Genomic DNA, 26813 nt, shown 5'->3' with positions numbered 1-26813 from the left:
ACGGCTGATCACCACGCAGATACAGGGTGGGGAATTTTACTCCGACAGTTTTGGGGAAACTAAGTCCGACGTTGACACGCACTGGGTCGTCGTCTGCGTGGTGGCACGGAAAACAATCATGATTGTCCTCTACGTCAGCCGGCAGGATGCCGGGGAACTGAAAATGCAGAATTATGTGACGGCGATCGACGGAGTGCGATGGCTCACCGGCTTTTCGCATGCGAAATCGACCTATCCACCGAAAACCGGCTGCAGATCATCCAGGCGATGAGCGTCGAGCCGCTAGCTGGCATGCTGGATTGGGTGTCGGAACTTTGCGCTGGGAGTTAGGACCCAGAGCCCGGCTCGCGCCGCTACATCAGCGCGTCTTGCGACGGTGGATGCGGAAGTTCTCAGGTATTCTCCCGCTGAGCAGAAGCGCGCAAGGCGGGGCTAGCGGCCTCCAAGACGCTGATGTTCGTGCAGCAGGTACGATAGATAGCTACGCGTCAGGTCACAGAAAAGGCGCGCCTCGCCCTCGGTCAACTCGTACGCGTCGCCAAGCACCGCACCGTGTCTCACGCCACCTCCGGTCGGCGACGACAGATACCCGTGCAACTTTTCCATCCATGAAATGGCTTCGCTGAGTACGCGTCCGCGGTTGAACCGCTTGAGGTCGCCGATGATCCGGTTGAAGTATTTACCCGTCACCGTTCCGTCTTCGTGCTCCAGCCCCTGGAACGCGGTCGACACGGTTTCGAGCAACCAAAGGATCTCCTGCACGGCGAGCCGATACTTGCCGGTGGTCAGCAATCGCTCGGACTCCGCAAGCGACCGTTGGATACGGTCGTTAGCCTGTTCGTCTAACGACGGCACTTTGGCCGGCACCGCGACCGGCATGACAATGCGTCCCACGACCAGCCTCGGCGGATCGATCGCGTATCCGCTGGCAGCCAGCGCGTCGTTGACGTAATGCCACGGCGGCAGGCCTGCATGCGGATGCTTCTTCGCGAAGTCCTGCAGGGCGTCGTACAGGGCCTCTACGAAGAGTGCCGCGTTCCGCCCGGCCTGTCTCATATAGCCGAGGAGGTCGCTCGCGGCCCAGCTTTCGCTCGAGCTTCGGCTGGAAGACTCGCCGCAGCACGCGGCAAAGCGTGGCTTGAACAGCTCGTAAATATCCTGCCGGCTGCCGTGCGCGGGCAGGCGGGATATGACCTGTGAGAACACCGCGTCGACGGCGTCATCAGGCATCACACCCGGAGACTCGTATCGCCACGCCTGATCGAACTGCAACATTGTTCGCCCCCGTTTCGTCGTCGGTCGCCCTGCCCTCAGTAGCCGGTGGACCTTCTGGGCTGCATTCTGCACGAAAGCAAGGACGTCATGAGTGTCAAACGAAGCAAAGTTACGTAGCCGATCGGTGGCGATCGAGGGCATGAAAGGCAAGCATGAATACGGCGAGCAGCCATAGCAAGCCGGCCATGACCCCGATCTGCCCGACCAAGGGGAGGATCGCATGAGACATGATCTGCCAAAGCGCACCGCCGAGTAGCAAGAGCGCAAAGTAGACACCGCCAATCAGGATGGCCCGTAGCCGCTCCATCGTGGGAGCAAGCGCAGGGTCGAGAATGACGTCACGACAGATGAAACCAGCGAGTGCGGTAGGCGCAGCCACAAACGCGCAGGCGAAGGCCATCTGAAGACTCGTGTCGAGTGAGTCGCGGCTGGCGAGCGCTAAAACTATCGCGAAGGCGGCAGTTGCGGTGCCGAGTGTTCCGAGTTCAACCAGCCGCAGAAAATGCGTGGGGCGCGAAGATTGCACCTCGGCAGCGGTCGTAGGAACAAGGGATGAGTCAGGAGGATTTGAAGCCACGGCGATCACAGTCCATCAACAAGGCGTTGTGCACAGCGATCGGCATACTCGACCGCAGCAAAGGCTCGAGCGTGATGACGCCCCGATCAACGATCTCGGTGACCCGCGCGATCGTCATGTCTTTCAGACAGGCGGCAAAAAGTGGCTCGGTCTGCTCGAAGAAGACCCGATCGTAGTCAAGTGCGCCCGCAACATAGAACTGACGCTGGTCGATCGGCAGCTTCGGATAGAGGTCCGGCGACACCGCCTGCAGAAGAGGAACCGGGGCCGGGCCCGTTTGCGCGAACGCGCCAGTGGCTAAGACGGAGGTGACAAGCGCCGACGCAAGCAACTTCAGGTGCATTGATTTTCTCAGGTGGACAAGTTCATCTGGGCTTAACGGCTTCCAGCGTGGAACCTTTAGTCAGTGGCCCCATTACCACCGTGACCGCTTTGAACCTGTGTCAGCGCCGATCCTACATGCGCGGCGTTTTCGCATGCGAAAGCGCTCACCTGATAACTCGTATTATCAAGATTACGTCTACTCATGTAGTGCTAGGGAGCGCCTCTGCCGCAGCATGACGTGCTTCGTCTCCTTGTGGTTAGCGACGCTATCACCTTGCCGACGCACTTCGACGTAGAGACCATACCGCGGCTAACGCGTCGTACCCGGCCAGCGCGTGAACCGCTGTTCGGACGAACCGTAATAGCTATGGCGCGTGCCGGAGATGCAGGGCGTCAGATGGGAAACCAGCGGAACGCCAATCCGATTGCCCCGATAATAAGCGCCACACCTGCAAAGAAAGCGACGATCAAGTCGACATAGGTCCGCCAGGCGGGCCTATATAGATCGTCGGTTGCTTTTGGTGCCTCTTTGTCGAACTTCATGACGTAAGGTCCCTCAGCTCCCAGGAGCTTAAGCATAATCAGTGAGGAAGCGTTTGGTGAAGGACGTCGCAGTTCCGAGACGGAAGCACCTTGCCCGGATTTAGAAGATTCAGTGGATCGAGCGCATCTTTGATCTTCCTCATTACATCCAAAGCCGGTCCATGCGCCATCTTCATTAATTCCCGCTTACCTACGCCGATCCCGTGCTCGCCAGAAATCGTGCCGCCCAACGAAACTGCATACTCCGCGAGCCATTGTTTAAACGCGTGTGCCCTGTCGCACTCGGCAGCATCGCTTGGGTCGAGAAGGATCGCATAATGAACGTTGCCGTCAGCAACATGTCCACTGAGCGCTACGCATAAGTTCGCATCTGCAACCTTTTCATCCGCTGCGGCTACTATGTCCGGAAGTGAAGAAACGGGTACCGCGACGTCAGTCACCATCACCCGTGCCCCGGGCCTGAGTCGCTTCTCAGCATCAGAGGTGGCGTGACGCAGTGCCCAGAGACGAGACATCTCTTCTGTCTTACGAGCAACTTCCACCAATACCGCTCCTTGCTCACTACACGCTTCGGTCATTGTCTCTATGGTATCAGCTATGCTCGCAGCTGATCCCTGAACTTCCAAAAGCAAAAGCGGCTGTTCAGGACGTGTCGTCAGTCCCGCTAAACGTAACCCCTTTATAACTCGCGCATCCATCATTTCTGCTCGTGACAGCGGCACGCCCGAAGCGAGGATAGTAACCACCGCGTGTACTGCGGCATCGACATCTGGAAAACTCGCTTGCACCGCCAATGCAGCCTCCGGATGTGGATGGAGCCGGAGACAAACCTTAGTGATCACCCCTAGCGTTCCTTCGCTGCCAACGAATAGATGGGTGAGGTCATAGCCCGCCGATGACTTTCGTGCGCGGTTACCCATCGTAACGATGGTGCCATCCGCCATGACAACCTCAAGTCCAAGGACGTTTTGATGCATGCTACCGTACCGGGGTGTTGTCGTCCCCGCCGCACCGGTTGCGGCCATGCCGCCGATCGATGCGTCAGCTCCCGGATCAACTGGAAAAAGCAAGCCGCTTCCGCGAAGTGCGTCGTCCAGCTGCAACCGCGTCACGCCGCTCTCGACCCAGCAATCTTGGTCATCAATGTTGATTGCCACAATCCGGTTCAAGCGAGAAGTATCAATAGAGAGGCCACCAAATGGAGCAGTCACTCCTCCTTCCTGCCCTGAGCCCGCACCAAACGCAATAATCGGCATTCGATATGAAGCGCATACGCTGATCGCCGAAGAGATATCCTGGCAGCTTTCTGCAAAAAGAACGCAGTCGGGAGGCGTGGCATCGCAATCGCCCTCGTCGCGCCCGTGTATTTCCCGCAAGCTGACTCCGGTTTGCAACGCATCCCCAAACATGCTCTTTAATTCGCGAATCGCAGCATCAAATCTATCGAGCGGCATAGACGTTTCTTCTCCGGAAAAAGCGATCAACTACCGTAGACATCGACGTTGAAATACTTCTTCTCAATAGACCGGTAGGTACCATCTTTTAACATTTCGGCGATAGCTTTATTGATCTTGGACTTGAGATCCTCGTCATCCTTGCGCAGGCCAATTCCGGAACCATTGCCAAGTATTTGAGCGTCGACAAGGGTCGGGCCGGCAAACTCAAAACCTGCACCGCGGGCCGTACCGAGAAAGCCAATCTGTGCTTGAATGACATATTGCAGGGAAGCGTCAAGGCGTCCCGAGACCAAATCAGCATAGACTTGATCTTGCGTTTGATACGACACCACGGTCGCGCCCTTCGGTTGCCAATATTTCTTTGCATAGGTTTCCTGCACCGTGCCCTGTTCAACCCCGATTGACTTGCCCACCAGTGCTTCGGGCGTTGGCAAGATCGGTGCGCCTTTGCGCGCGATCAGGCGCGAGGACGTGCTGTACAACTTGTCAGTGAAGGCAATCTGCTCAGCCCGTTGTGGGGTGATGGACATGGATGACAGAACAGCGTCAAATTTTTTTGCTTTCAGCGCGGGAATCATCCCAGAAAATTCACTCTCGACCCATACACATTGCACCATCAATCGTTTGCAGATCTCGTTACCCAAATCGATATCGAATCCGACGAGGTGTCCGTCCGCGGCTTTCGACTCATAAGGCGGATAAGTGGCGTCGACACCGAATCGCAATTGACCCGAATCCTTCGCGTTAGCTGACGTGAGCATGCCAGCCAGCAACCCGAAAGTGATGACCAAATGGCTCGTCTTCATGTGCCTATTCCTTGTGCGTTCGTCGAATATGAAAGGATGAGAGATAGCAAGATTTGACGCTATTGAAGGTGCCTGGAAAGAAATTTCTGAAGTCGTTCGCTCTTAGGTTGAAGCAATATTTCCCCCGGGGCGCCCTCCTCTTCTATGCGTCCGTGATGCAAGAAGATCACATGACTTGATACATTTCGCGCGAACTCCATCTCATGTGTGACGACGATCATCGTGCGACCTTCGTCCGCCAGCGCCTGCATTGACTTCAGCACCTCACCAACGAGCTCTGGATCAAGGGCCGAAGTTGGCTCGTCGAACAACATTACTTCCGGCTCCATCGCGAGAGCCCGGGCAATAGCAACGCGTTGTTGCTGACCTCCAGAAAGATGCGCGGGATACATATTTTCGACGCGTGACGGGAGACCAACTTTTTCTAAATATTTTCGCGCGCGCGCACGAGCCTCATCCTTGCTAAGCCCGAGCGCACACACCGGCGCTTCAATAACATTCTCCATCACAGTCATGTGTCCCCAAAGGTTGAAATGTTGGAACACCATGGCAAGCTTTGTGCGCATCTTTTGCAGCTGCTTCGGGTCAGCGGCTCTGAGCGCCCCGCGGTGATCGGATAGCGTGCGCAATTCTTCGGCGCCAATAGTGATTCGCCCGGCACTGGGCGTTTCGAGAAAATTGATGCAGCGTAGAAACGTACTCTTTCCCGATCCACTTGACCCGATGATGCTGATGACATCGCCGGCCTTCGCTTTTACTGAGACGCCCTTAAGAACCTCGTGATCGCCGTACTTCTTATGCAAGTCTTCAACGATAAGCTTGTACATTTTCCATTTTCCTTGGCACGTTAACGGACGGCTGCGGCCTTGCGAAAGCTAGCCAGCGGGCCTCAAGCTTTCTGAAAATCCAGATTAGAGCAAAGACGATTACGCCGTAGAGCGCGGCCGCAATTCCATATGCTTGAAACGATTGATACGTGGCCGAATTTACATCGCGCGTGATCTTCAGAATATCGGGCACCGTTGCGGTGAATGCGAGAGTAGTTGCATGCAACATCAGGATGACTTCGTTGCTATAACTAGGAAGTGAGCGGCGAAGCGCCAGCGGCAGAATGATGCGGCGATATAGAGTTGCTTTAGACATTCCGTATGCAAGTCCAGCTTCGACTTCGCCGGCCGGCGCCGCCTTGATCGCGCCAGCAAATATCTCAGTTGCATACGCGCACTCGTTCAATACGAAGGCGAGTAACGTACAGTTCATTGCATCACGAAAAAACGCGTTCAACAGGGCATGATCGTGGACGACATGCAGGCTGTATATCCCCGTATAGCACATGAGCAACTGCACGTATAGCGGCGTTCCCCGAAATACGTATGTGTATACCCAGACAAGCCGAGAAAGGCTGCGATGGGACGACGCCCGCATCACCGCAAGTGGGACTGCCAGACAAAACCCCAGTACAATTGAAACAACTAAAAGCCAAAGAGTGATTACCAGTCCGGTGAAACGGTAGCCGTCTGTGTATAGATAGCTTTGCCAGAATTGCGTCAGAATACCAATCATGATGACAACCCTCGTACGCCAACAGAGTAACGTTTTTCGAGCCTATGAAGAACAATGCTCGAAATCGTTGTAATTGCTAGATAGATCGCGCCGGCTATCATTGTGAAAAAGAAATAATCGAGTGTGCTCTTGCCGGCATCTTGTGAGGCTTTAACGACGTCTGCCAGACCAATGATCGAAACCAACGCCGTAGCCTTCACTAGGACCTGCCAGTTATTGCCAATGCCAGGTAAAGCGAAGCGCATCATCTGTGGGAAAAGGATTCGATAGAACACCTGCCAGCCATTCATTCCGAATGCGAGACCGGCCTCGATCTGACCACGCGGCACGGCAAGGAATGCGCCTCGAAACGTTTCGGTGAAGTAAGCGCCATAAATGAAGCCGAGCGTCAAAACACCCGCGAAGAACGGATCGATATCGATCTGACTGACGCCTAACACTTCAGTGAATTCGTTGAGGGCGATCTGGATGCCGTAGAAGAGCAGTAGCATCAAGACCAGATCGGGTACCGCGCGCACCAAGGTGGTATAAGCAGTGCCGAGCATCGCCAGCGCGCGGTTCAAAGAGAGCTTCGCAGCTGCGCCTATGAGCCCGAGAAGCAGCGAACCAGCAAGCGATAGCAGCGCTAGTTGGATTGTCGCGAGCGTGCCCTGCCATATCAATGGTCCGAACCCTTGCAAATTCATGTCAATATCTCCGCAGCGTTATTCGTGACAGCACGCTTTTCTATCGGGCCTAGCGATCATTTTCCGTAGACGTCGTAGCTGAAGTACTTCCGTTCAATTTTCGCGTAAGTACCGTCGGTGACCATGGCAGTAATCGCACCGTTAATCTTCTCCTTAAGCGCGGTGTCTTCTTTACGCATGCCAATTGCGGTCGGTCCCGCAGAGATTGGCGACCCTGAAAAGCTGAACCCGACGCCGCGGGGCGTTCGAAGAAAGCCGATGTCGCCTTGTACCTGATCTTGTAACGATGCATCTAGGCGGCCAGTGATCAAATCAGCGTAGACGAGATCTTGATTTTGATACGTCATGATCTGAACGCCTTTTGGCGCAAGTTCATTCTTAGCGAAAGTCTCTTGGATGGTGCCTTGTTGCACGCCGACGGTTTTGCCCTTGAGCGACTCCGCCGTCGGCTGAAGATTCACGCCCTGCTTTGCGATCAAACGCGTAGACGATTCAAAGAGTTTGTTGGAGAACCCAACTTGCTCAGCGCGTTGCGGGGTGACGGTCATTGACGAAAGGATCCCGTCAAATTTTTTTGCCTTCAGCGCGGGGATCATCGCGTCGAAGTCATTTTCGACCCATGCACACTTCGCGCGTAGTCGACGACAGATCTCGTCACCGAGGTCGATATCGAAACCGACTAACTTTCCATCGGGCGACTTCGATTCGAACGGTGCGTATCCCGGATCGACACCGAACCGAATCGTGGATGATCCTTGAGCAGTTGCGCCTATTGCGGTGACAGCCAAGACAAGTGTGACGAATGTTCTTTTCATACAATCTCCGTGAAAATTTTTACCAAACACTTGTAAATTCCGAATTTCGAAACATAGTTCACCGCGACGGAATATTCAATGACCATATGGCCGGTGTCAATCACTAAAAACGCCTAGACGGCGGTCCGTAAGAATCCGCCTTGGTCTGCCGGTAGCAATCGTTGCAAAAGTGAGGGGCGAGCAACGCCGTGACCGGCGTCTCTGGAACGTCGGTCACGGACTTGCGGTATCGAAGTGGAGCGTCGCGGCTTACGAAGTCTAGTTAGAGGAGTTGATTTTTCTTGATGCAGTCCGATCCGCGAAGCGCACGAGTCTTCTGGCGCCTTCACTTAGGCGGGACTCGTTTCCAGCAAAACTCACCCGGACAAACCAGTCCTCGTGCTCACTGAACGCCATTCCCGGGACGACGGCAACGCTTGCCTCCTGTAAGGCCATTTGTGCGAAGGCTTCGCCGCTAAGGCCGGTTCGTCTAACGTCAACTAGCACGAACATCCCCCCCCCTGGCGGCGAGATCCGAAGACTTTCTGACTTAGAAAGCTCGGCTAGAAGGAGGTCACGCCGCCGTGCGAAACGTTCGCGATGCACTGCGACGTAACGATTGCATTGCTCAAGTGCGACTACCCCGGCGTCCTGAATAAAGGTTGGTGAGCCGAACAGTGAGCATTGGGCGAGACGCCCGAGGTGCTCAACAAGGCTTGCGGGAGCGATAGCCCAGCCTATTCTCCAACCGGTCATCGCGTGTGACTTCGACAGACTGTTAACGATAATCGTGCGCTCTGCCATGCCTGGGAGCGCGGAGATTGACTCGAAGCGACCGTCAAACGTCAGATCGCGATACACCTCATCGCTTATGAGCCATAGGTCGTGCTTAACGCAAATTTCGGCAAGGCGTTGAAGTGTCGCGTTGTCAAAAACGAAGCCTCCAGGATTGTTCGGAGCGTTCAGCAGAATCGCAACCACATCCGGTTCTACTGCGTGTTCCAGCGCATCGAAATCGATTGTGGCACGGGTCGACCCATCAAAAGCTAGCTTGATCGGCACAGTTACCTTCTCGGCGCCAGACGCGCCGACGACCGCGGAGTATGTGGCATACATTGGATCGAATACGATCACTTTCTTCCCGACATCGCCGATGCACAACATGACGGAGAACAGCGCGCTCTGCGCCCCCGGGAAAATCACCACATTGTCGGCGCACCACGGCAGGCCGTCGAGTCGTGATTGTGCGACTGCAACGCTGGAGCGCAACGGAGCGATCCCGCAAATTGCGGCGTAGTGTGTGCGACCATTGCGAAGCGCACCAATTGCTGCATCGGTGATCACCTCCGGCGTGTCAAAATCGGGGTCGCCGAGTGTCAAAGCAATCACATCTTCGCCCCGGGCGATCATACTCTCCGCTAGATCGCTTACCGCCCAGCCGGCCGCGCCGCGTCCGCTTATACGATTCGTCAAAGAACTCAGATGCACTTTAACTCCTCCCACCGTTCATGCGACGAGTAATCATGGTTTGCTTGGCAACACGAAATGCGTCCAGGCCTTGAGGTCCAAGCTGAGCACCTGTCCCGGAAAGTTTTCGCCCTCCGAACGGCGCCGCAGGATTATCTGTTGCAGCAGCGTTAACGGACACGATCCCGCATTGCAACTGTTCGGACGCAGCCAATGCTTCGTTGATGTCTTCGGTAAAAACGGTCGCCCCCAAACCGAAGGACGACGCATTGGCCAAGCAAATTGCTTCGTCGAATGAGCGCACCTTTACAATCGGTGCCAGCGGCGAGAACGCTTCTTCGGTGAACAGATCCATGTGCGGTTGGCAATCGACCAGTACGGTTGGCTCGACAAACCAGCCCCGTGTAAGCCCAGCCGGACGTTTGCCGCCATACGCTAGTCGTGCACCTTGGCTGACCGCTTCTTGTATCAATCGCTCATGACGCTCACGTGCCGCCGCGCTCACCAGCGGTCCAAGGTGGGTACCGTCGATGCCGGCCCCGATACTCAGGGTTGATAGCATTTCGACAAGACCACCGACGAACCCGTCGAACACGCTTTCATGTACATAGAAGCGCTCAGCGGCAGTGCAAACTTGGCCGCAATTTGCAAAAGCCGCTAGAGTCGCAGCCTCGATCGCTGACGATAGTTCTGCCGATGGCATCACGATGAAAGGATCACTGCCTGAGGCTTCGATCGTGCAACGTTTAAATTGTGCAGCACATGCGGCTGCTACTGCCTTTCCCGCTGCCACGCTGCCGGTGAACGCGACGACATGCGTATCCGGGTGACTTACAAGACGTTGACCTACTTCGGCGCCACCTGGCAACACTTGCAGAAGTCCGGTTGGAAGTGCGCGGAGGATTTCTGCAAAACGGAGGGTCGAAGCGGTGGTGAATTCCGAGGGCTTAATCACCGTCGCGTTTCCGGCCGCCAACGACGCCGCGACGCCCCATGCGAGCAGCTGGATCGGGTAATTGTATGGAACAATATGCACGCTGACGCCCATGGCCTGCATGGTCACGAAATGCAGTTGCGCCGAAACGCTTGGTCCGATGACGCGACCCTGATCGTGACGCGCCAATTCGGCAAAGTAATCAAAGACCGGAGCCGTTGCTGCCAGTTCTTCGAGACTTTCTTTGAGCGGTTTGCCCATTTCGAGTGTGATCAGCCGCGCGATCGACTCTGCATTATCTCTGATGGCACTGGCGACCGCGTGAAGGACACGAGCGCGCTCGTCCACGCTAGTGGCTACCCAACTCAATTGCGCCCGATTTGCGATCCGCACGGCGTCCTCGATCATAGACGGCGGCGTTTGTCCGGTGCTGCCTATGACTGCTTCAGTCGCAGGGTCGATGATAGGTCGAGCTCCGTCACGGCCGAGCGCGAGAAGCCTACCATCAATAAATGCTTGATCGTTATAGGGTGCGAAATCATCGCGTCGACCAAATTCCGTTTGCATGCAAAGTCCTCAGCACAACGTTTAGCGAAATATGTTGCGATCACCACTCACAGCTGCTCGGTGAGATATTTAGCGTCTTGGCGGATCCGGACCAACGTTGGCCCGTCTGCATCCATCGCTTCGCGGATCGCAACCTGAATCTCCTTGAGCGACTCGGGCTCGGCCGCGCGGCAGCCAAATGCTTTGGCAAGGGCGATGAAATCAGGGTTGATCGGCCGCACGCTGATTTCCGGTATCTGTCGCGCTCGCATGAAATCCGCGATTTCCCCAAGTCCGTCGTTGTCCCATAGGACGATCACTAGCGGTAAGCGCTGTTCGACCGCAGTAGCAATTTCCTGCAAAGTGAATAGCAGCCCCCCATCTCCTACCAGCGCCACGCAGGGCCGCCCCGGACAGGCCAACGCGCCACCAATTGCGGCTGGAACAGCGTAACCGAGCGTGCCGTAGCCAAGAGGAAAATGCCAACTGCGCGGTACCTCAACGGGAAAGAACACGCAGCCGGTGTACGCGATTTGCGTCATGTCTGCATAGAGCAGCGCGTCTCGCGGCAGCGCCCGGCGGATTGCGTCGAGTACGAGAACGTGCTGCCGTTCGAGAGGGGAAAGCTGCGCGCGGATCCTTGAGCGCATCTCTTCGAAATTGGTGTCCCACGCGGCAGCAATCTTTGCGTAAGCACTCAGCTCATCAAGTAACGCTGACGCACTTGCCTGAGCGTCCGCAGCAATTGCAATCGCCGGTACATAGTCGCGGACAGTAGTCGCCGGGTCGATGTCAATACGCACCAGTTGTCCGCGCAGGTGCAGTCGCGAGGTACCGGCGGCGCTCGTCTGCGACTGATCGGACTGAGTTGCTCCCGCTTCAGAATCAGCTGTCACGTACAAATCCGGCTCGGAGATTTCGGTGCCGACCGCCAACACAACATCGGCTTCTTGCTCGATCAGTGCCCTCGTCAGCGGACGCTGCAACGTCGAACCTAACGACAACGGATGCGACTCAGGAACGATGCCTTTTCCGGCGACAGTAGTCACAACGGGAGCATTCAGTCGCTCCGCAAGTTTGATTAACGCTGCGCTGGCGCCAGTAGCTCCGCCTCCGAGCAGTAAAAGCGGACGCCGAGCCGTTGCCAGCAGTGTCGCCGCCCGTTTGATCATCGCCATATCTGGCGATGGAGCCGCGGGCAAGTTCGGGCGAGCATTAAATTTCGCGGCCGGCATGTCAAGCACATCTAGCGGTACGGAAACGTGCACGGGACGAGGCCGACAGGTCGCGAAAAGCGCCATAGCATGCGCCATGTGTTCTGGAACCTGTGCCGAGGTAAACGCCATCACACTGAGCGATGTCAACGGAGCGGTGGTGGCGCGCTGGTCCGAGATCTCGTGCAACATGCCCCGGCCTAGACCCATCTCTGCCAGTGCTATCGCGCTCGTGATGACGAGCATTGGCACCGAATCAGAATAAGCCTGGCCGATCGGCGTTGCGGCGTTTGTAACCCCTGGACCGCTGATAAGTAAGCAGACGCCCGGCCGGCCACTTGCGCGCGCGTATCCATCGGCCATGAATCCAGCCCCCTGTTCGTGTCGTGCGCCAATATGCCGGATCCCGGTGGTCTCGACCGATTTGAAGAAAGCCAGGGTATGCACTCCTGGAATGCCAAACACCGTGTCGATTCCGTAGTCGGCGAGCAATTCGATCAGCGCGGAGCCACAAGGCTTTTGTTCGTTCATAAGTTAGTGTTTGTTGATTTTTGACCAAGAAACCGAAGAGTCAGTTGAACCCAGCACGTCGCCCCAATCGGCAGCAACTCGTCGTTAAAGTCGTAGCTCGGGTTATGCAGCATGCAGGGGCCGGAGCCATGACCCGTCGCGCGATGTGTGCCATCGCCATTGCCAAGGAATGCATAACACCCGGGCCTCGCTCCCAACAACACTGCAAAGTCGTCCGCGCCCATCGTTGGTTCTATGTCGGTATCAACATTTTCACTGCCGACAACTTCCGCCATGACCGTCGAGGCAAATTCAGCCTCGGCGCGGGTGTTGACGGTGGGTGGGCACTCGCGAAGAAAATGCACCGTGACTTTGCAGCCGTGAGCTTTAGCCGTACTGTGCGCAATATGCCGCAAGCGTGCCTCAATCATATTTAGCGTGTCGGTCGTAAAAGTACGCACTGTCCCCCCGAGCCACGCCTTTCCCGGCACGACATTACTGGCGTCGCCGGCGTGAATCTGAGTAACTGACAAGACTGCAGTGTCCACCGGCTTTTTGTTACGCGAAACGATAGTCTGCAAGCCGTTCGCGACCAGCACAGCGGCTATCAATGGATCGCGACCTTCGTGAGGTAGGGCTGCATGACACCCAACACCTTCGATCTCGATCCGAAATTCGTTTGTCGAAGCCATGATGGGTCCTCGTCTTACGCCGAAGCGTCCGACCGGAATCCCTGGCCAGTTGTGAATCCCGAAGATCGCGTCCACCGGAAACCGCGAAAACAATCCATCGTCGAGCATCGACTGAGCCCCACCACCGTTTTCTTCGGCAGGTTGAAATACGAAGACAACGGTGCCGTCAAACGATGCGTGTAACGCAAGATATCGCGCGGCGCCGAGAAGCATTGCAGTGTGTCCATCGTGGCCGCACGCATGCATCTTCCCGGGAACTCGCGAGCGATGTTCGAACCCGTTCAGTTCATTGACCGGCAAGGCATCCATATCTGCGCGTAGACCGATCGAGCGTGAACCACGTCCGCGCTTTAGAACACCTACAACACCCGTCTTGCCGACGCCGCGGTGTGTCTCAATGCCCCATTCGCTTAGCTTTCGAGCTACAAGTTCGGCCGTTTTTGCCTCCTCAAAACTCAGCTCAGGGTGCGCATGTATGGAATGCCGCAGCCCCTCTATCTCGCTATTAGCTGCCTGAATCTCCGCAATGATCTGCATAATTGTTTTGGAGGATAATGTTCGACTTCAAAAGGCAGCGTGCATGCGTTTGGCTGAACGCTCTTTCAACGATTGCACAGTAAATAAAAGCGCGATCGATAAGACCGTTAGCATCGTCGCCGCCGCTAGGATGGTTGGACTCAGTTGCTCGCGAATACCACTCCACATCTGCAACGGAATCGTCCTTTGGTCGACGCCCGCGAGAAACAGCGTCGCTACGACTTCATCGAGCGAAGTTGCGAACGCGAAGACTGCGCCGGAAACAACACCCGGAAGAATCAACGGGAGGGTGACACGCCAGAATGTCGTCACTGGCGAGGCCGAAAGGCTATGAGAGGCCTTAATCAGATCCCTATCAAAATTTACCAGCGTTGCCGACACCGTCAGGACTACCATTGGAACCGCAAGAACTGAATGTGCTAGAACCAAACCCAATAAGCTCTGAGTTATCCCGTACGTCGAAAATGCGAAGTACAAGCCGGCTGACGTAACCACCACTGGGATGATCATCGGTGATACAAGCACTCCGAGGATTGGTCCCCGGAGCGGCAGGTTGTTGTCTGCAAGACCAATCGCCGCCGCGGTCCCAAGGCTCGAAGAGAGCACGGTAGTCGATATCCCAACAATCATCGTATTCGCCACAGCACGATGCCATGTTTCCGATGCGAAAAATTCCTGGTACCACTTTAAGGAATAGGCGTTCGGTTCAAAACGGATCATTTCTTGTGTCAATGTCAGGTAAGAACCCGAGCTGAACGAGAGAGGAATGATGACCAATAGAGGCAATAACAAAAAAAGCAGTACGGCCGTGCATACTGTGATGTAGAGAAATCGACTCATTTCGCCAACCCCAGTTTGTTTAGCCCCACAACGCGATTGAACACGACAATGACTAAGATGACGGCTACTAGCAGTGCCGTCGACAGCGACGCAGCCAGGCCCCAATTGAGTGAACTCTGCATGTGGAAAGCAATCATGTTTCCGACCATTTGGCCTTGACTGCCGCCAACAAGTGCTGGCGTAACATAAAAGCCAAGTGTCGATATAAACACCAAAGCGCAACCAGTGGCAATTCCGGGCATTACTTGTGGAATGTACACGTTACAAAACGTCTTGACTGGTCCTGCGCCCAACGACAAGGACGCTCTTACGTAGTCCTTTGAGAGGCCCTTCATCACACTGTAGAGTGACAGCACCATCACAGGAAGCATGATGTGCGTCATAGCGATCAGGGAAGCGAAGGTTGTGTATGCCAACTGTGGACGGTCTGTTCCATCGACGAGATGAAGCCAGACAAGAAGATCCAGTAAAGGCCCTTCCCGTTGCAAAATCACGAGCCAAGCGGTTGTGCGAACCAATAGTGATGTCCAAAACGGAACTAGCACCAAGGTCAACAAGTAGCCACTCGTCTTGCTCGAAACGGTAGCGATGAGGTGAGCAAGTGGAAAGGCAAACACCAGCGAGATGAGCGTTACAGACAAGCTTACTTCTGCTGTTCTGGCATACAATTGAAGGTACAACCGCTGATCCGACGGCTGCCTCTCAATACCGCCTTCTATACTGTGTCGCAAGTCGAAGGCGTTTAATAGATTTTCAGAGGTGATCGGGCTGGAGTTGGACTTAAGTGCCGACCACACTCCGGGCTGCGCCCACTGTGAGTCGATGCTGGCGAGGCCTTCCATGCAGTTGGCGTTTTCCATCGCAACGCCCGCGCGACGTGCGGTTTTCATCAAGAGGCTATTCGCACCTGGAAAACTATATCCAAGAACGCGCACCGCGGATCCCAAAGTCTCCCCAACTCGGGCATCGCGTAGGTCAGCTAAAACCGCATTGCAGGCTTCATTGCCTGGAACGCCTTTGTAGTCCCAGTCTTCTAAAGCCATGTGGGTGCGAGCGAAAGCGTTCGCAACTAATCGATTGTCAACGGACCGCGCCAGCATCTCCGCAATCGGAAGCACAAACAGCACGACAAGAAATAGGAGAAGCGGGAGAACGAACAGTAGTGCTTTGAGCCGCGCTGCGCGTTCCGCCTTTTTCGCCTCGAATGTTGGTTTCATACGCTCGGGAAGCGGAGCGGTATTCACTGTTGACATTTTCGGATCCTAGGACGCCTGACGATGAGTGAACGCCGAGCAATCTTCTGCTTGGAATCCTGTCATGATGGTTGAGCCGATATCGAAATGCTGCGTCGCCCGCTTGTTTAGCACTTTCGCAAAAAGCACGTCGTTTGAGGGTGCACGCAATTTCAAGCGAATGTGATCTCCCTGATAGATGCTGTCGAGAATTTCGCAGACAAATGAATTGTCACAAGCAGCCGCTTCCTCGCCAAAAGCCAGGCGCTCCGGTCGGACAGAGAGACTAAGCGACTGACCACTCTGGAACGATATTGATTGCTTCTTGGCAAAGACGGATCCGAGGCCACTTACATTGATCGTCCAGTCTCGTTCGGAGGCCCCTACCAACGCTCCTGTCAATTTGTTGTTTTCGCCGATGAACGATGCTACGAACGCGTTGTTCGGTCGTTCATATAGCTCGCGCGGAGGAGCAACCTGTTGTATGACCCCTTCGTTGAAGATCGCGACTCGATCTGACATGGTCAACGCCTCGCCCTGGTCGTGCGTGACATAAACAATCGTTACGCCTAAGCGCTCATGCAATTGTTTGATTTCATACTGCATGTGTTCGCGCAATTGCTTGTCGAGCGCGCCAAGCGGTTCGTCCATCAAAACCAATTTTGGCTCGAACACGATTGCCCTTGCCAATGCAACGCGCTGACGTTGCCCTCCCGAGAGTTGCGCCGGCATGCGATGTTCGAACCCATTGAGCTTGACCATGTCGATCGCGCGTTTTACGCGATCGCCGATTTCTTGTCTTGCTAGTTTGCGTACCCGAAGCGGGTACGCGAGGTTCTCCGCCACGGTCATGTGTGGAAAGAGAGCGTAACTCTGGAAGACCACACCGATTCCACGTTTATGTGCGGGCGTCGTCGTGACTTGCCGACCGTCAAAGATAATTTCGCCGCGCGTGGGTGTCTCGAATCCCGCAAGCATCATTAAAGTTGTCGTTTTTCCGGAACCCGACGGCCCCAGAAGCGTGAGGAATTCCCCCTGCGCTACTGCCAAATCGAGATTTCGCACGATCATGGCTCGCCCGTCGTACGTTTTCTGGACACTCCTGAATTCAACAATCGACTTCATTTTTTCTCCTGTCCGCACTTGAAGCAGAGCCGAGGCTCTCGCTAGCCACGGCTAATCGATGACGGTCAGTCGGCTAATAACCACTGATTGAATCGCTGCGTCAGTGAATCTTCGTTGTCGACCCAGAAATCGAAATCGCGCTGAATGCCTTGCGCGCGATTTGGACCGTACGTGGGGGTCGCAGACAATACGTCGAGTTTCTGGCCCCTCGGGGTTTTAACCAGTGCCTCTGCGGATTTGCGCACTGTTCCGTAGGACGCGAGACTTGTGAGCATTGCTTGCTGCTCTGGACGGCTGACGAACTTCACGAATTCGAGCGCGTCTTTCATGTGCGGAGCACCTTTCGGAATCATCCACACGTCGGTCGTCCAAATCTGGCCATTCCAACTAATTTTGAACGGAGATCCTTGGGTCTGCGCAACGTAGATCCGACCGGAGTAGGCTGATGTCATTGCTACTTCCTTCGAAGCCAGCAACTGCAGCGGCTGTGCGCCGGCGTCCCACCAAACAACGTTTTTCTTGATCGTGTCCAGCTTATTAAATGCGCGGTTGACACCTTCAGGAGTACTGAGTTGCTTATACACTTCGGACGGTGCGACACCGTCAGCAAGCAGGGCCCATTCCAGTGCTACTTCTGGCGACTTGCGCAACCCTCGCTTGCCCGGAAAGTTCTTCAGGTCGAAAAAGTCCTTGATGCTCGCGGGCGCTCTGCCGTTCTGCGTGTTGTATGCGAGAACGTACCCTATCGTCGCTTCTCCTACGCCGCACTCAGTCAACGTGCCCGGCAAGAAATCTTTGCTCGCCGGAGTGCCGTCCGCGGCGGAAGGCAATATTGCAGGATCGATTTTCTCGAGCAGACCCTCTTCGCATCCTCGCTTCGCTTGGTCCAGGTCCCCAATTAGCGCATCCCAGACTACGCGCCCCGACTGCTCTTGCGCCCGTACTTCGCTCAATCCGCCATTGTAGTCTTGAGACTTCACGACGATATTAGTTGCCTTCGTGAACGGCTGATAGAACGCTTTGCTCTGGTTCTCAGTGTAACCACCTCCCCAAGAAACCACCGTGATCGAGTTTTGCGCCAAAGCTGACGAAACGGCGCAGAGCATAAAGGCTGCAGCGGTAACCGTCGCCCAGCGGGGACATGGCTGGTGGCTCATTCTGGTTCTCCAAGTGATCGTCGTAAGTTCCGGTTTTCGAAAGTTCATTTGCTCAAACGGAATCTTCCAAGCCTCCGCACGAATTGTCAACGTGTCAAAAACCCCTACCCGTCAGGTCTGGAGAACTTCGGCTGGACTTAGAAAGCATGCCGGCTGTCGCCTCTGGGCGTCTCGAGTACCGGCATGAGGTGCGAACGCTTTTGTTGCAGCGCGACGATCGGGTGATCACGATTGTTCCGTTTTGCGGAAGTAGGTAAGATACCTGCGAAAGAACGCATGGTTGCCAGGGCGCAAATCGAAGTACGTGCAACCGCAACAAATCAAGGACAGGAAGATGGATGATCAATTGACGGAAACGCTAGACAACAAGACAGACAAGACTCCGCGGTTGGAGCGGATCGCTCAAGTGCTCGAGGCAATTAGCGCGTCGCCCGACGGCTTGGCGCTAGCGCAGATTTCGTCGCGTACTGGTATGCCGATGCCCTCGACGCATCGCCTTGTTAATAGTCTTCTGGACGCTGGGTTTATCACCGGCAAGCGCGGAAGGTCACGGTATCGTCTCGGTGCACGGCTCGTGCGTATTTTTCAGGCATCACTTACAAATGAAGCCTTACGCCAGATATCGACACCTTTTTTGCAACCTGTCGCAGATCGATTCCGCGAAGTAGTCTTTCTTGTAAGGCTTGTCGACTTCGAACTCAGACCGGCAGTCACAATCCTGCCAAACGATCCTGCGCGTTCGTATGTTTATCCTGGGAACGACTTTCCGCTAAATGGCACGGCGTCAGCGAAAGCCATCGTTGCCTACCAGGATCCCGAGGTTGTTGAGCGTTTCCTTTCCGTCCCACTTTCACGGTATCGGCCAAACACGGTCACTGATCCGTCGAAGATGCGGGCGATCCTGGAGGGCGTACGAAACACTGGGTATGCGATTAATGATGACGAGTACGACCCGGGCGTCTACTCAATGTGCGCTCCGGTCTTTGTAGACGGCGGTGGGGTTCTGTACGGTGTCGGCCTAGTGGGTTTCAAGGAGCGGCTTCTGATGGCTCATGATCCTGACGACATAGTGCGAGAACTGAAAGGCGCTGCGGAGAAACTAAGCGAGTCGCTCCGGAACGTCCCCGAGTCAGCGATCGAGCAGGACGACTGACACGATCCTGAATCCGCAGCTTCGGAGCTCTTGGCAACGCTTTGATGCAAGAACTTATTGGTTGCAACACCTGTATTGTCCCGACTCTCTATAAAACTGGACCAACAGGTAGAGCGAACTGGCCTTGTTGATGCTTAAACGGCGCGGGAGGACATCGTGTGCAGACCGCTCTTCGACTCTCCGGAATTGATTGTCTTGCGATTTCAGATTGAAAATACAGCGAACTACGCTCAAAATTGCGGGCGGTTTGGGAGAGATGTTGCGTGTTGGATAAGGTGGGGGGGACAAGCAGCGCCAAAGATGTGGAAGAGTTTGCACAGCGGTGCCTTAGTGGTGTTCGACCGGCTATTACCGCACCGCGGATGTTGCATTTTGGGCGCGAAGGACACTAACAGCTGCAAGGCCAGCAGAAAGGGCAACTGGACCGGAGGTGAGCAAACGCTGGATTGAAAAGCTCTCTTTCATAATTAAAACTGACACTATGACCAGCAATACTGGCTCAAGATATCCGAGAAGCCCAAATAACCCTAACGGTAACAACCGGCTGGCGCGAAGATACGTGGCTGTTGCTACAGTGGAGATAATCCCAAGGCCGGGTAGGAGTGCCCAAAGCAGCGTTCTATCGGTTTGGAGTAAAGCCGCATGACGCTTACAAATCATCGCGAGAGCGACCGGTAACAAGAACCCCGTTTCGACACAGAAAAGGCTCATAGAGTCGGCTTTTATACGTCGCCTTAAAACAAAGTAAGGCGGGAGACCAAACGCTACAATCAAAGTCGGCCACGCGAATCTTAGCGTTGACAGGAACTCATGGGTTACGCCACCGACTGCGCAGAGGACAGCGCACCACTGCAATCGGCTGAGAACCTCCCGGTCCAGTAGGACCCCGACCAGGACCATCATAACTGGAAGGAGAAAATAACCCTGCGAAACGTCCAAGGCCCGACCGTTCAATGGCGCCCACAGGAACAGCCATTGTTGTATCGAACTAAGCAGTGCACACACAGCTATTGGCAAGCCTACGCCTGGACATATTACGCGTTTAATGAGCGTCCTAAGATCTCGCAGTTCGCCACGCACTACTAACACCGCAAGGATCGTCGGAAGCGTCCACACCACACGCCATGCGAAAATTTCAAGCACCGTCAGGGGCTTGAGCAACAAGGTGTATGCTGCCATAGCCGTAAAGCAAATTGACGCTGTAATCGACAATAGAAAGCCCTTAAGCCGATGTTCGGTGGTCACGGATGTAACTTCCCTATGGTTACGTGACGCGGCGAACGACCTTTTCGAGCTTGACATAACACCGAGAAGGGCGATACAGCGCGTTCTATATATTGGTGCTCGCGGCTAAATAATGCAGTGCGACTCCCGCGAACAATGCGAAGCCCAACCATTGATTATGGTGAAAAGCCGCTAGACAGCCTGTCCGGTCTCGTTTTCTGATGAGCAAAACATGGTATACAGCGAATGACAACGCCGTCGCCCATCCCATCCAATACCAACCGTCAAAATCAAGTGATTTTCCAACATGTAGATATAAGGAAAGACTTATGGCGTAGCAGCAGCTGATCGCTCGAGTGTCGAAGACTCCAAAGGTCAATGCGGCGCTTTTAATCCCGATGCTCATGTCGTCGTCTCTGTCTACCATTGCGTATTCGGTATCGAATGCAACGACCCAAAAGGCGTTGGCGAGCATTAAGCACCAACCTATCGCTGGTACCCGACCTTGCACTGAAGCGAACGCCATCGGTATTCCCAAACTGTAAACAAGACCAAGAAAAGCTTGCGGGATTGGAAAAAACCGTTTCGTGAAGGGATAGGCGGCCGCCAAAACAAGTGCTAAAGCTGCCAATGTACGTGCGAGAGTATTGAGAGAAAATGTCAGAGCTGACGCCAAAGCTACAAGAAGGAACGCACAGCTGACCGCGCTAATCGGGCCAATCTCACCGATCGTAACAGGGCGACCTCGCGTGCGTTCGACTCCGCGGTCAAAGTCTCGATCCGCATAATCATTGAACGCACATCCCGCTGAGCGCATGAGGAACGTGCCGGCGATAAAGGTGAACAGAAGCGCCCGCGAAGGGCGTCCATCTGCAGCGATGACAAGCGCTCCGAGCGTAGGCCACAGTAGTAGCATCACCCCAACTGGCCTATTAAGGCGCACGAGTCGAACGTACGCAACAAGGTGCGATTTAACGGGCCCCAAATGCTTCTTCCTGACTCAGTTGGCTAGTTGAAAATTTTGCTACGGACTACGCCACTCCGGGAGCTCACACGGCAATACAAAGGTACTTGATGACTAGATAATCATCGATGCCGTATCGCGAACCCTCTCTTCCCAACCCCGACTGCTTCACACCGCCGAACGGTGCAACTTCATTAGAGATTAGGCCTGTATTTATGCCGACCATGCCATACTCCAATGCATCTGCGATGCGCCATACCCGACCGACATCACGACTGTAAAAATACGCGGCGAGGCCAAACTCTGTGTCATTGGCCATCCGAACAACTTCGTCATCCGAGGAGAACCGAAAGACCGGCGCGAGCGGACCAAAAGTCTCTTCTTTTGCCACTTTCATGTCAGGCGTGACGTCCGTAAGCACAGTCGGCTGAAAGAATCCATGTCCAAGAGCGTGCCGCGTCCCCCCTGTAGCTACGATCGCGCCCTTCGCAGTCGCATCTTCGATATGCGCCTCCACCTTCTGCACCGCTGCTTCGTTAATCAGCGGACCGACTTCCACGCCAGGCTCTGTGCCAGGACCAACTCGAAGATCGCGGACCGCCTTCACAAGCCCATTCACGAAATCGTCGTAGATCTTCTCGTGTACGTAAAAGCGGTTTGTGCAAACGCAAGTTTGGCCACTGTTTCGGTATTTGGATGCCACGGCGCCTTGTACCGCTGCGTGAACGTCGGCGTCTTCGAACACGATGAACGGTGCATTGCCACCCAGCTCCAGCGAGAGCTTCTTGATCGTCGCTGCGCTCTGTGCCGCAAGCAGTCGGCCCACGCCGGTCGAGCCCGTAAAGGAGAGTTTGCGCACGAGAGGGTTGGATGTCATCTCGGCGCCAATCTCTTTTGGGTCGCCAGTTATAACGTTCACTACGCCACGCGGAATTCCCGCGCGCTCAGCGAGTACCATCATTGCCAACGCGGAAAACGGTGTCGCCTCGGCAGGCTTGATAACAATCGTGCATCCCGCCGCTAGAGCTGGGCCGACTTTGCGCGTAATCATTGCCGCCGGAAAATTCCAGGGAGTGATAGCTGCGCAGACTCCAATTGGTTCTTTCGTAACGACGATCCGCTTATCCTGCATCGGAGAGGCAAGCGTGTCGCCCGCGACGCGCTTCCCCTCCTCTGCGAACCACTCGATGAATGAAGCCGCATACGCTATTTCGCCCTTCGCTTCGGCGAGAGGCTTTCCTTGCTCGGTGTAGCGCCCGTTTCGGCGCCCTGCCACGTTCCATCGATGTATGCATCGTGACGCAGAAGCGTCGGGTGAGAATGGTTGCAAGATCGTCAGCGTTCTCGAGCATCAAGGCGAACCATCTTCGCATTATTGAGGCTCGTTCCTTGGCTGTCTTCGTTTTCCAAGCTGGCCAAGCCGCATTCGCTGCGACAATCGCGCAACGCGTTTCCACTGAACCCATCCGGGGAACGGTACCAATCAATGATCCGTTCGACGGATTTTTTACTTCGAACGCTTTGAGATCCATGTTGATTGACTTGTGGTTGTTGGTCACAAACGAAAAATTACTTGCTGTCGCGATGCGCAACGCCTACGAGGTCGCTTTCCTTGATTGAAGCGATGACGCGGCGTTCGGCACCCAAGTCCAGCGAACGGCTTAAAATGTAGTAGACGATGCCGGACACCACCAGTCCGATCAACCACGCGATGTCAACGCCCTCGAGTTTGCTGGCCAGCGGCCCGACGAAAACCGCCTTGTTGCTCGATGAATCGAAGACATAGAAGAATGGAATCATTGCCGTGAATCCAGCGAGATACGCAGCGATCCCACGAAACTGCCATGTACCATAGATGCCATCGGGCATAAAAAAGTGCGAGATTGCATAATGGCCTTTCCGGACAAAGAAGTAATCCACGAGATTCACGGCTGTCCAAGGCACTAGGAAGTACAGCAACACCGTCATGAAGACGTTAAGAATTGCGATGCCTTTTCCGTCAATCGAAAGCGCGCAGACTAGTGCCACAGCACTGATCGCAATAATAGCGGTGACACGGGCGCGAGGTGTCGGCGTTAACTTTCGAAATGAATCGATGCCCGTTAGCAAGGTCAGCATCGCACTGTACGAATTTAATGCGATGACCGGAATGAATCCAACCACAGCCAGGACCACAAACATGCTACCGAGGCCTGGCATGGAGGCGGTTCCAATGAGGTAAAGCGCGAGGAGGACGTCTTCGGTTTTAAGCTGCTGTGCTAGCCAAGCGCCGACGCCAATCATCCACGCACCCGACAAGGATGCGCCAAGAAACACGGCCACGATTAGCTTGGCACTGCTCGTGTTCTTGGGTAGGTACCTCGAATAGTCCGAGACAAAAGGTGCGTAGGAGATGTTATAACTTGCTGCAATGGCAAACTGGGTTGCAAATGCAATCCACTTAAATCCGAGAGTTACATTCGGCACCGCGTGGGATTGCTCAATCCTTGACATCAAGGCAATGGTTACAAATGTGTAAAGCGGCAGCGTGGCAAGAAGTGCCCACTTGAACGCCCTGTGCATCAAGTCATGACCGAAAATGGCAAGCAGCGCGCCGGCTCCAATGACTGCGCATCCGACGCTCACTTTATCGAAATGGAAAACACTTCCCATACCATCGGTGATGAGCGTCACCGTCACAACGTTGAGTCCAACAAACACGAAGATGGTTGCCATCAGCGCAAGCACTACGCCGCGATAGCCGAACTGCGCTCGCGATTGGATCATCTGCGGCAGGCCCATCTCCGGGCCCTGCGACCCATGAAAGGCCATGAAGATCGTGCCGAACATGATTCCAAGTGCACCGGAAAGCGTTGTCCACCAAGCCGAGAGACCCATGCTCGGCCCCACAAAGCCGAGTGAGATTGTTAGGAAGTGAAAGTTGCCAAGGAACCAGAACGGCCCTTGACTGCTCAGCTTCCCATGACGCTCACTTTCGGGAATGTAGTCGATCGATCGGCCTTCGATGACGAGCGCGCCGTTGCCCGCGTGTTCAAAACCGGCCGATACCTTTACTTTTGGCATGGTGCTCCTAGATTAACGCACGTTAGCAGTCACGAAGCCCAAGAACTCGTGCGTCGCCGGGGAGTTATCTACTCGGCGCGTTGGTGCAATGCAAGTTCTAATTCTGCGGTTCAGCTACACCGCGGCGGCCGCGGGTGTCCGCAGGCACATTTGCGGTCGACGACAAGGTCGAGCGCAACGGTCAACGCTGAGGGAATGGATCTGGGCTGAGTTCTAGCGGCACTTCGCTTGCGCTTTAAGACAAGAAACGGGGCGAAAGGCGGGAGTCGATCAAGGAAGTGAGAAGCGCAATTCTCCAGTTCGTTGCTCCCGCTCTACTTCCCGCCGGCTTCTATTTGCGTCGTTTGTCGATTCCCGAAGCGGTCACACAGAGAATTTCGAAGAGCAGATTCGCAGCGTTGAGCGCAGTCATGCCGCTCGGATCCATGTGCGGAGCTACTTCGCAAACATCGCCACCGAGCACGTTGAAGCCCGTCAATGAACGCAGAATCATCTGTACGTCTCGCATCATAATGCCACCGGGTTCCGGAGAAGGAGTGCCTGGGCAGCAGACCGGATCCAAGCCGTCGATGTCGATCGTGATGTAGGTCGGAGAGTCACCGATGATGCTTTTGATTTGCTCGATGACTGCTTTACGCCCCATCTCTTCGTACTCGTCCATCGAGATTACGTTCATCCCGAGTTCGAACGAGCCCGCAATGTCCATCTCACTGAAACGCGTTCCTCGCAAACCGATCTGAATCGTTTTCTTCGGATCAACAAGTCCGTCCTCGACTGAGCGGCGGAAGGTCGTTGCATTGCAGACTCGTTCTCCTCCAAGCGTATCCAATGTATCGGCGTGAGCGTCGATGTGAACGAGCGCCAAAGGCTCTTTGATACGACCACCTGCTTTCATGCCTCGAAGGATCGGGTACGGAATGGTGTGGTCGCCGCCAATACAGATCGAGGCCGCCCCAGCTGCTGTCAAATCAGAAACGAAGTCCTCAATGTCTTTGAGGGCTTGTGCCTGATTGATCATGTTCATAGCCGGATCGCCAATGTCGGCGACGTTGGCAAGCTTGTACGGATTAACACCTGTACTTGGATTCACCTTACGGATGTATCGCGATGCTTCGCGGACGGCCGAAGGGCCCATACGAACACCGTTACGGGCGGTCAAACCCAAGTCGAACGGGCACCCCCACAGTGCGATATCTAGTCCGTTCGCGGATGTTGCAACAGGCAATCGCATCATCGACGCAATGTTGGAACAGCGGCTGTAGATCGAAGAATCGATGGGTTGGTTGTATTCAGACACGAACATCTCCTCTGAGTCTTGGCACTGCCACGGCAGCAGCGAAAGAATTGTGGGGTGGCTGGGAGTAAATTCCTTTTTTCGGAATAACATTCACCGTACCGAAATACTATTTAGCAAGCTTTTCAATGTCAAGCACGCACTTACCCGAGACGAACCAGGCATCGTAGAAGTCTTGCTTTTTGAGCCTTGTCCAGACGTCGAGGCGCATTGTATCTACCGTTGACAGCAAAAAGATCCGCTGTTAGATTCTCAAAAAACATATGTAACTTCCGTTTTTCGGAATTTACGGCAATATTGGCGGCAACAGTGCATCGGCAGCGCGCGACGAGTCGGTTTCGTCGCTAGAGCGGTTTTCCCCAGAAAAGGAGTAGGAGAAATGACAGAAAAGGAAGCGGTTGCGCTCCTCCAGCGATTCAGTGAAGGGTGGAACAGGCACGACGTGGATGGGCTTATGGCGTGCATGAGCCCCGACTGCACTTATCACGCAGCAGCAGGCGCCGAAAAAGAAGGCCAATCGTTCCACGGAGAGGCTGCCGTTCGGGATGCGTTCGTGAGCATCTTCGAAAAATTCCCGGATGCTCAGTGGCGCAACTCGGTGCACGTGGCACTCGGCAATCGCGGGTTTTCGGAATGGTTGTTTACAGCAACGGATCGCTCGACGAACTCGGCCGTCGCCGTTCATGGCGTTGACGTCTTCGTGCTCAAAGACGGAAAGATCGCGGTGAAAGACACCTTCCGCAAGCAGGTTCTTAGGGTTTAGGCAGCGGCCCGCAAGGAATGACGCGGAGCAGCACGAAGACCGGAACTGACTAATCGATTCAAGGTTTTACAAC

25 protein-coding genes and 1 pseudogene are annotated in these 26813 nt (G+C 54.9%); 3 read left to right on the top strand and 23 right to left on the bottom strand.

Translation table 11 applies throughout. The features are described from left to right. A partial coding sequence (locus NCS02_RS30635) for a hypothetical protein (RefSeq protein WP_250523507.1) occupies window positions 1–271 on the top strand: 271 nt, incomplete at its 5' end. A gap of 161 nt (window positions 272–432) precedes the next feature. Here NCS02_RS30635 and NCS02_RS30630 read toward each other — a convergent pair. The 18 genes from NCS02_RS30630 to NCS02_RS30545 all read right to left on the bottom strand — a co-directional run bounded on the left by NCS02_RS30630 (window position 433) and on the right by NCS02_RS30545 (window position 18279). Continuing rightward, on the bottom strand, window positions 433–1275 hold the full coding sequence (locus tag NCS02_RS30630; RefSeq protein WP_059888472.1) for a hypothetical protein: 843 nt from the start codon (window positions 1273–1275) through the stop codon (window positions 433–435). Between the two features lie 109 nt (window positions 1276–1384). After that, window positions 1385–1675: a hypothetical protein gene (locus NCS02_RS30625; RefSeq protein ID WP_250523506.1), complete on the bottom strand. Its 291-nt coding sequence runs from the start codon at window positions 1673–1675 to the stop codon at window positions 1385–1387. Between the two features lie 157 nt (window positions 1676–1832). Beyond that, complete coding sequence (locus NCS02_RS30620; RefSeq protein WP_250523505.1) at window positions 1833–2195, bottom strand: hypothetical protein; 363 nt, start codon at window positions 2193–2195, stop codon at window positions 1833–1835. Between the two features lie 374 nt (window positions 2196–2569). Beyond that, entirely contained in the window at window positions 2570–2719 is a 150-nt protein-coding gene (locus NCS02_RS30615; protein WP_250523504.1) for a hypothetical protein, read from the bottom strand. A 38-nt stretch (window positions 2720–2757) separates the two neighbouring features. Then, entirely contained in the window at window positions 2758–4203 is a 1446-nt protein-coding gene (locus NCS02_RS30610; protein ID WP_250523503.1) for an FAD-binding oxidoreductase, read from the bottom strand. Beyond that, complete coding sequence (locus NCS02_RS30605) at window positions 4200–4982, bottom strand: ABC transporter substrate-binding protein (RefSeq protein ID WP_284504465.1); 783 nt, start codon at window positions 4980–4982, stop codon at window positions 4200–4202. Before NCS02_RS30605 ends, NCS02_RS30610 begins: the two co-directional genes overlap by 4 nt. Before the next feature lie 59 nt (window positions 4983–5041). After that, window positions 5042–5809: an ABC transporter ATP-binding protein gene (locus NCS02_RS30600; protein ID WP_250523502.1), complete on the bottom strand. Its 768-nt coding sequence runs from the start codon at window positions 5807–5809 to the stop codon at window positions 5042–5044. After that, on the bottom strand, window positions 5790–6545 hold the full coding sequence (locus NCS02_RS30595) for an ABC transporter permease (protein WP_250523501.1): 756 nt from the start codon (window positions 6543–6545) through the stop codon (window positions 5790–5792). The genes NCS02_RS30600 and NCS02_RS30595 overlap by 20 nt, the downstream gene beginning before the upstream one ends. Next, entirely contained in the window at window positions 6542–7231 is a 690-nt protein-coding gene (locus NCS02_RS30590; protein ID WP_250523500.1) for an ABC transporter permease, read from the bottom strand. The genes NCS02_RS30595 and NCS02_RS30590 overlap by 4 nt, the downstream gene beginning before the upstream one ends. 56 nt (window positions 7232–7287) lie before the next feature. Next, window positions 7288–8046 (bottom strand): transporter substrate-binding domain-containing protein, encoded by a 759-nt coding sequence (locus tag NCS02_RS30585; protein WP_250523499.1) that lies wholly within the window; start codon window positions 8044–8046, stop codon window positions 7288–7290. 258 nt (window positions 8047–8304) lie between these two features. Further along, window positions 8305–9513, bottom strand: a complete 1209-nt coding sequence (locus NCS02_RS30580) for a pyridoxal phosphate-dependent aminotransferase (RefSeq protein ID WP_250523498.1) — start codon at window positions 9511–9513, stop codon at window positions 8305–8307. Window position 9514: 1 nt separating this feature from the next. Continuing rightward, window positions 9515–10993, bottom strand: coding sequence for an aldehyde dehydrogenase family protein (locus tag NCS02_RS30575; RefSeq protein WP_250523497.1), 1479 nt, complete (start codon window positions 10991–10993; stop codon window positions 9515–9517). 47 nt (window positions 10994–11040) lie between these two features. After that, the gene (locus NCS02_RS30570) at window positions 11041–12717 is read right to left on the bottom strand and encodes a 5-guanidino-2-oxopentanoate decarboxylase (protein WP_250523496.1); all 1677 of its coding nucleotides are present in this window, start codon (window positions 12715–12717) and stop codon (window positions 11041–11043) included. Next, window positions 12714–13925, bottom strand: coding sequence for a M20 aminoacylase family protein (locus tag NCS02_RS30565; RefSeq protein ID WP_250523495.1), 1212 nt, complete (start codon window positions 13923–13925; stop codon window positions 12714–12716). The genes NCS02_RS30570 and NCS02_RS30565 overlap by 4 nt, the downstream gene beginning before the upstream one ends. A gap of 27 nt (window positions 13926–13952) precedes the next feature. Then, entirely contained in the window at window positions 13953–14765 is an 813-nt protein-coding gene (locus NCS02_RS30560; protein ID WP_250523494.1) for an ABC transporter permease, read from the bottom strand. Further along, window positions 14762–16018, bottom strand: a complete 1257-nt coding sequence (locus NCS02_RS30555) for an ABC transporter permease (protein WP_250523493.1) — start codon at window positions 16016–16018, stop codon at window positions 14762–14764. The genes NCS02_RS30560 and NCS02_RS30555 overlap by 4 nt, the downstream gene beginning before the upstream one ends. 9 nt (window positions 16019–16027) lie before the next feature. After that, window positions 16028–17122 (bottom strand): ABC transporter ATP-binding protein, encoded by a 1095-nt coding sequence (locus NCS02_RS30550; RefSeq protein ID WP_250523492.1) that lies wholly within the window; start codon window positions 17120–17122, stop codon window positions 16028–16030. A gap of 65 nt (window positions 17123–17187) precedes the next feature. Further along, a complete protein-coding gene (locus NCS02_RS30545) occupies window positions 17188–18279 on the bottom strand; it encodes an ABC transporter substrate-binding protein (protein ID WP_250523491.1) in 1092 nt (363 codons plus the stop codon). Between the two features lie 334 nt (window positions 18280–18613). On the opposite strand from NCS02_RS30545, the gene NCS02_RS30540 reads away from it, so the two are divergent. Continuing rightward, a complete protein-coding gene (locus NCS02_RS30540; protein WP_250523490.1) occupies window positions 18614–19432 on the top strand; it encodes an IclR family transcriptional regulator in 819 nt (272 codons plus the stop codon). 348 nt (window positions 19433–19780) lie between these two features. On the opposite strand, the gene rarD is transcribed toward NCS02_RS30540, so the two are convergent. The 5 genes and pseudogenes from rarD to NCS02_RS30515 form a co-directional block, all read right to left on the bottom strand. Next, window positions 19781–20677 carry an EamA family transporter RarD gene (gene rarD, locus NCS02_RS30535; RefSeq protein WP_350029937.1) on the bottom strand — a complete coding sequence of 299 codons (897 nt, stop codon included), beginning with the start codon at window positions 20675–20677 and terminating at the stop codon, window positions 19781–19783. Window positions 20678–20762: 85 nt separating this feature from the next. Beyond that, window positions 20763–21641 (bottom strand): 4-hydroxybenzoate octaprenyltransferase, encoded by an 879-nt coding sequence (gene ubiA / locus NCS02_RS30530; RefSeq protein ID WP_284504464.1) that lies wholly within the window; start codon window positions 21639–21641, stop codon window positions 20763–20765. A gap of 64 nt (window positions 21642–21705) precedes the next feature. Next, window positions 21706–23134, bottom strand: a pseudogene (locus NCS02_RS30525) (NAD-dependent succinate-semialdehyde dehydrogenase); the annotation flags it as partial. A gap of 55 nt (window positions 23135–23189) precedes the next feature. Next, a complete protein-coding gene (locus NCS02_RS30520; RefSeq protein ID WP_250523489.1) occupies window positions 23190–24683 on the bottom strand; it encodes a purine-cytosine permease family protein in 1494 nt (497 codons plus the stop codon). A gap of 331 nt (window positions 24684–25014) precedes the next feature. After that, window positions 25015–25980, bottom strand: coding sequence for an agmatinase (locus NCS02_RS30515; protein ID WP_250523488.1), 966 nt, complete (start codon window positions 25978–25980; stop codon window positions 25015–25017). 376 nt (window positions 25981–26356) lie between these two features. Between NCS02_RS30515 and NCS02_RS30510 the strand changes: the two genes are divergently transcribed. Continuing rightward, window positions 26357–26740 carry a nuclear transport factor 2 family protein gene (locus tag NCS02_RS30510; RefSeq protein WP_250523487.1) on the top strand — a complete coding sequence of 128 codons (384 nt, stop codon included), beginning with the start codon at window positions 26357–26359 and terminating at the stop codon, window positions 26738–26740. Window positions 26741–26813: the final 73 nt, after the last annotated feature.

This window comes from Caballeronia sp. NCF2, from assembly GCF_023631205.1.
Taxonomy (GTDB): Bacteria; Pseudomonadota; Gammaproteobacteria; order Burkholderiales; family Burkholderiaceae; genus Caballeronia; species Caballeronia zhejiangensis.
The sequence above is the reverse complement of the archived record's forward strand: the minus strand, read 5'-3'. Positions and strand labels throughout refer to the sequence as shown.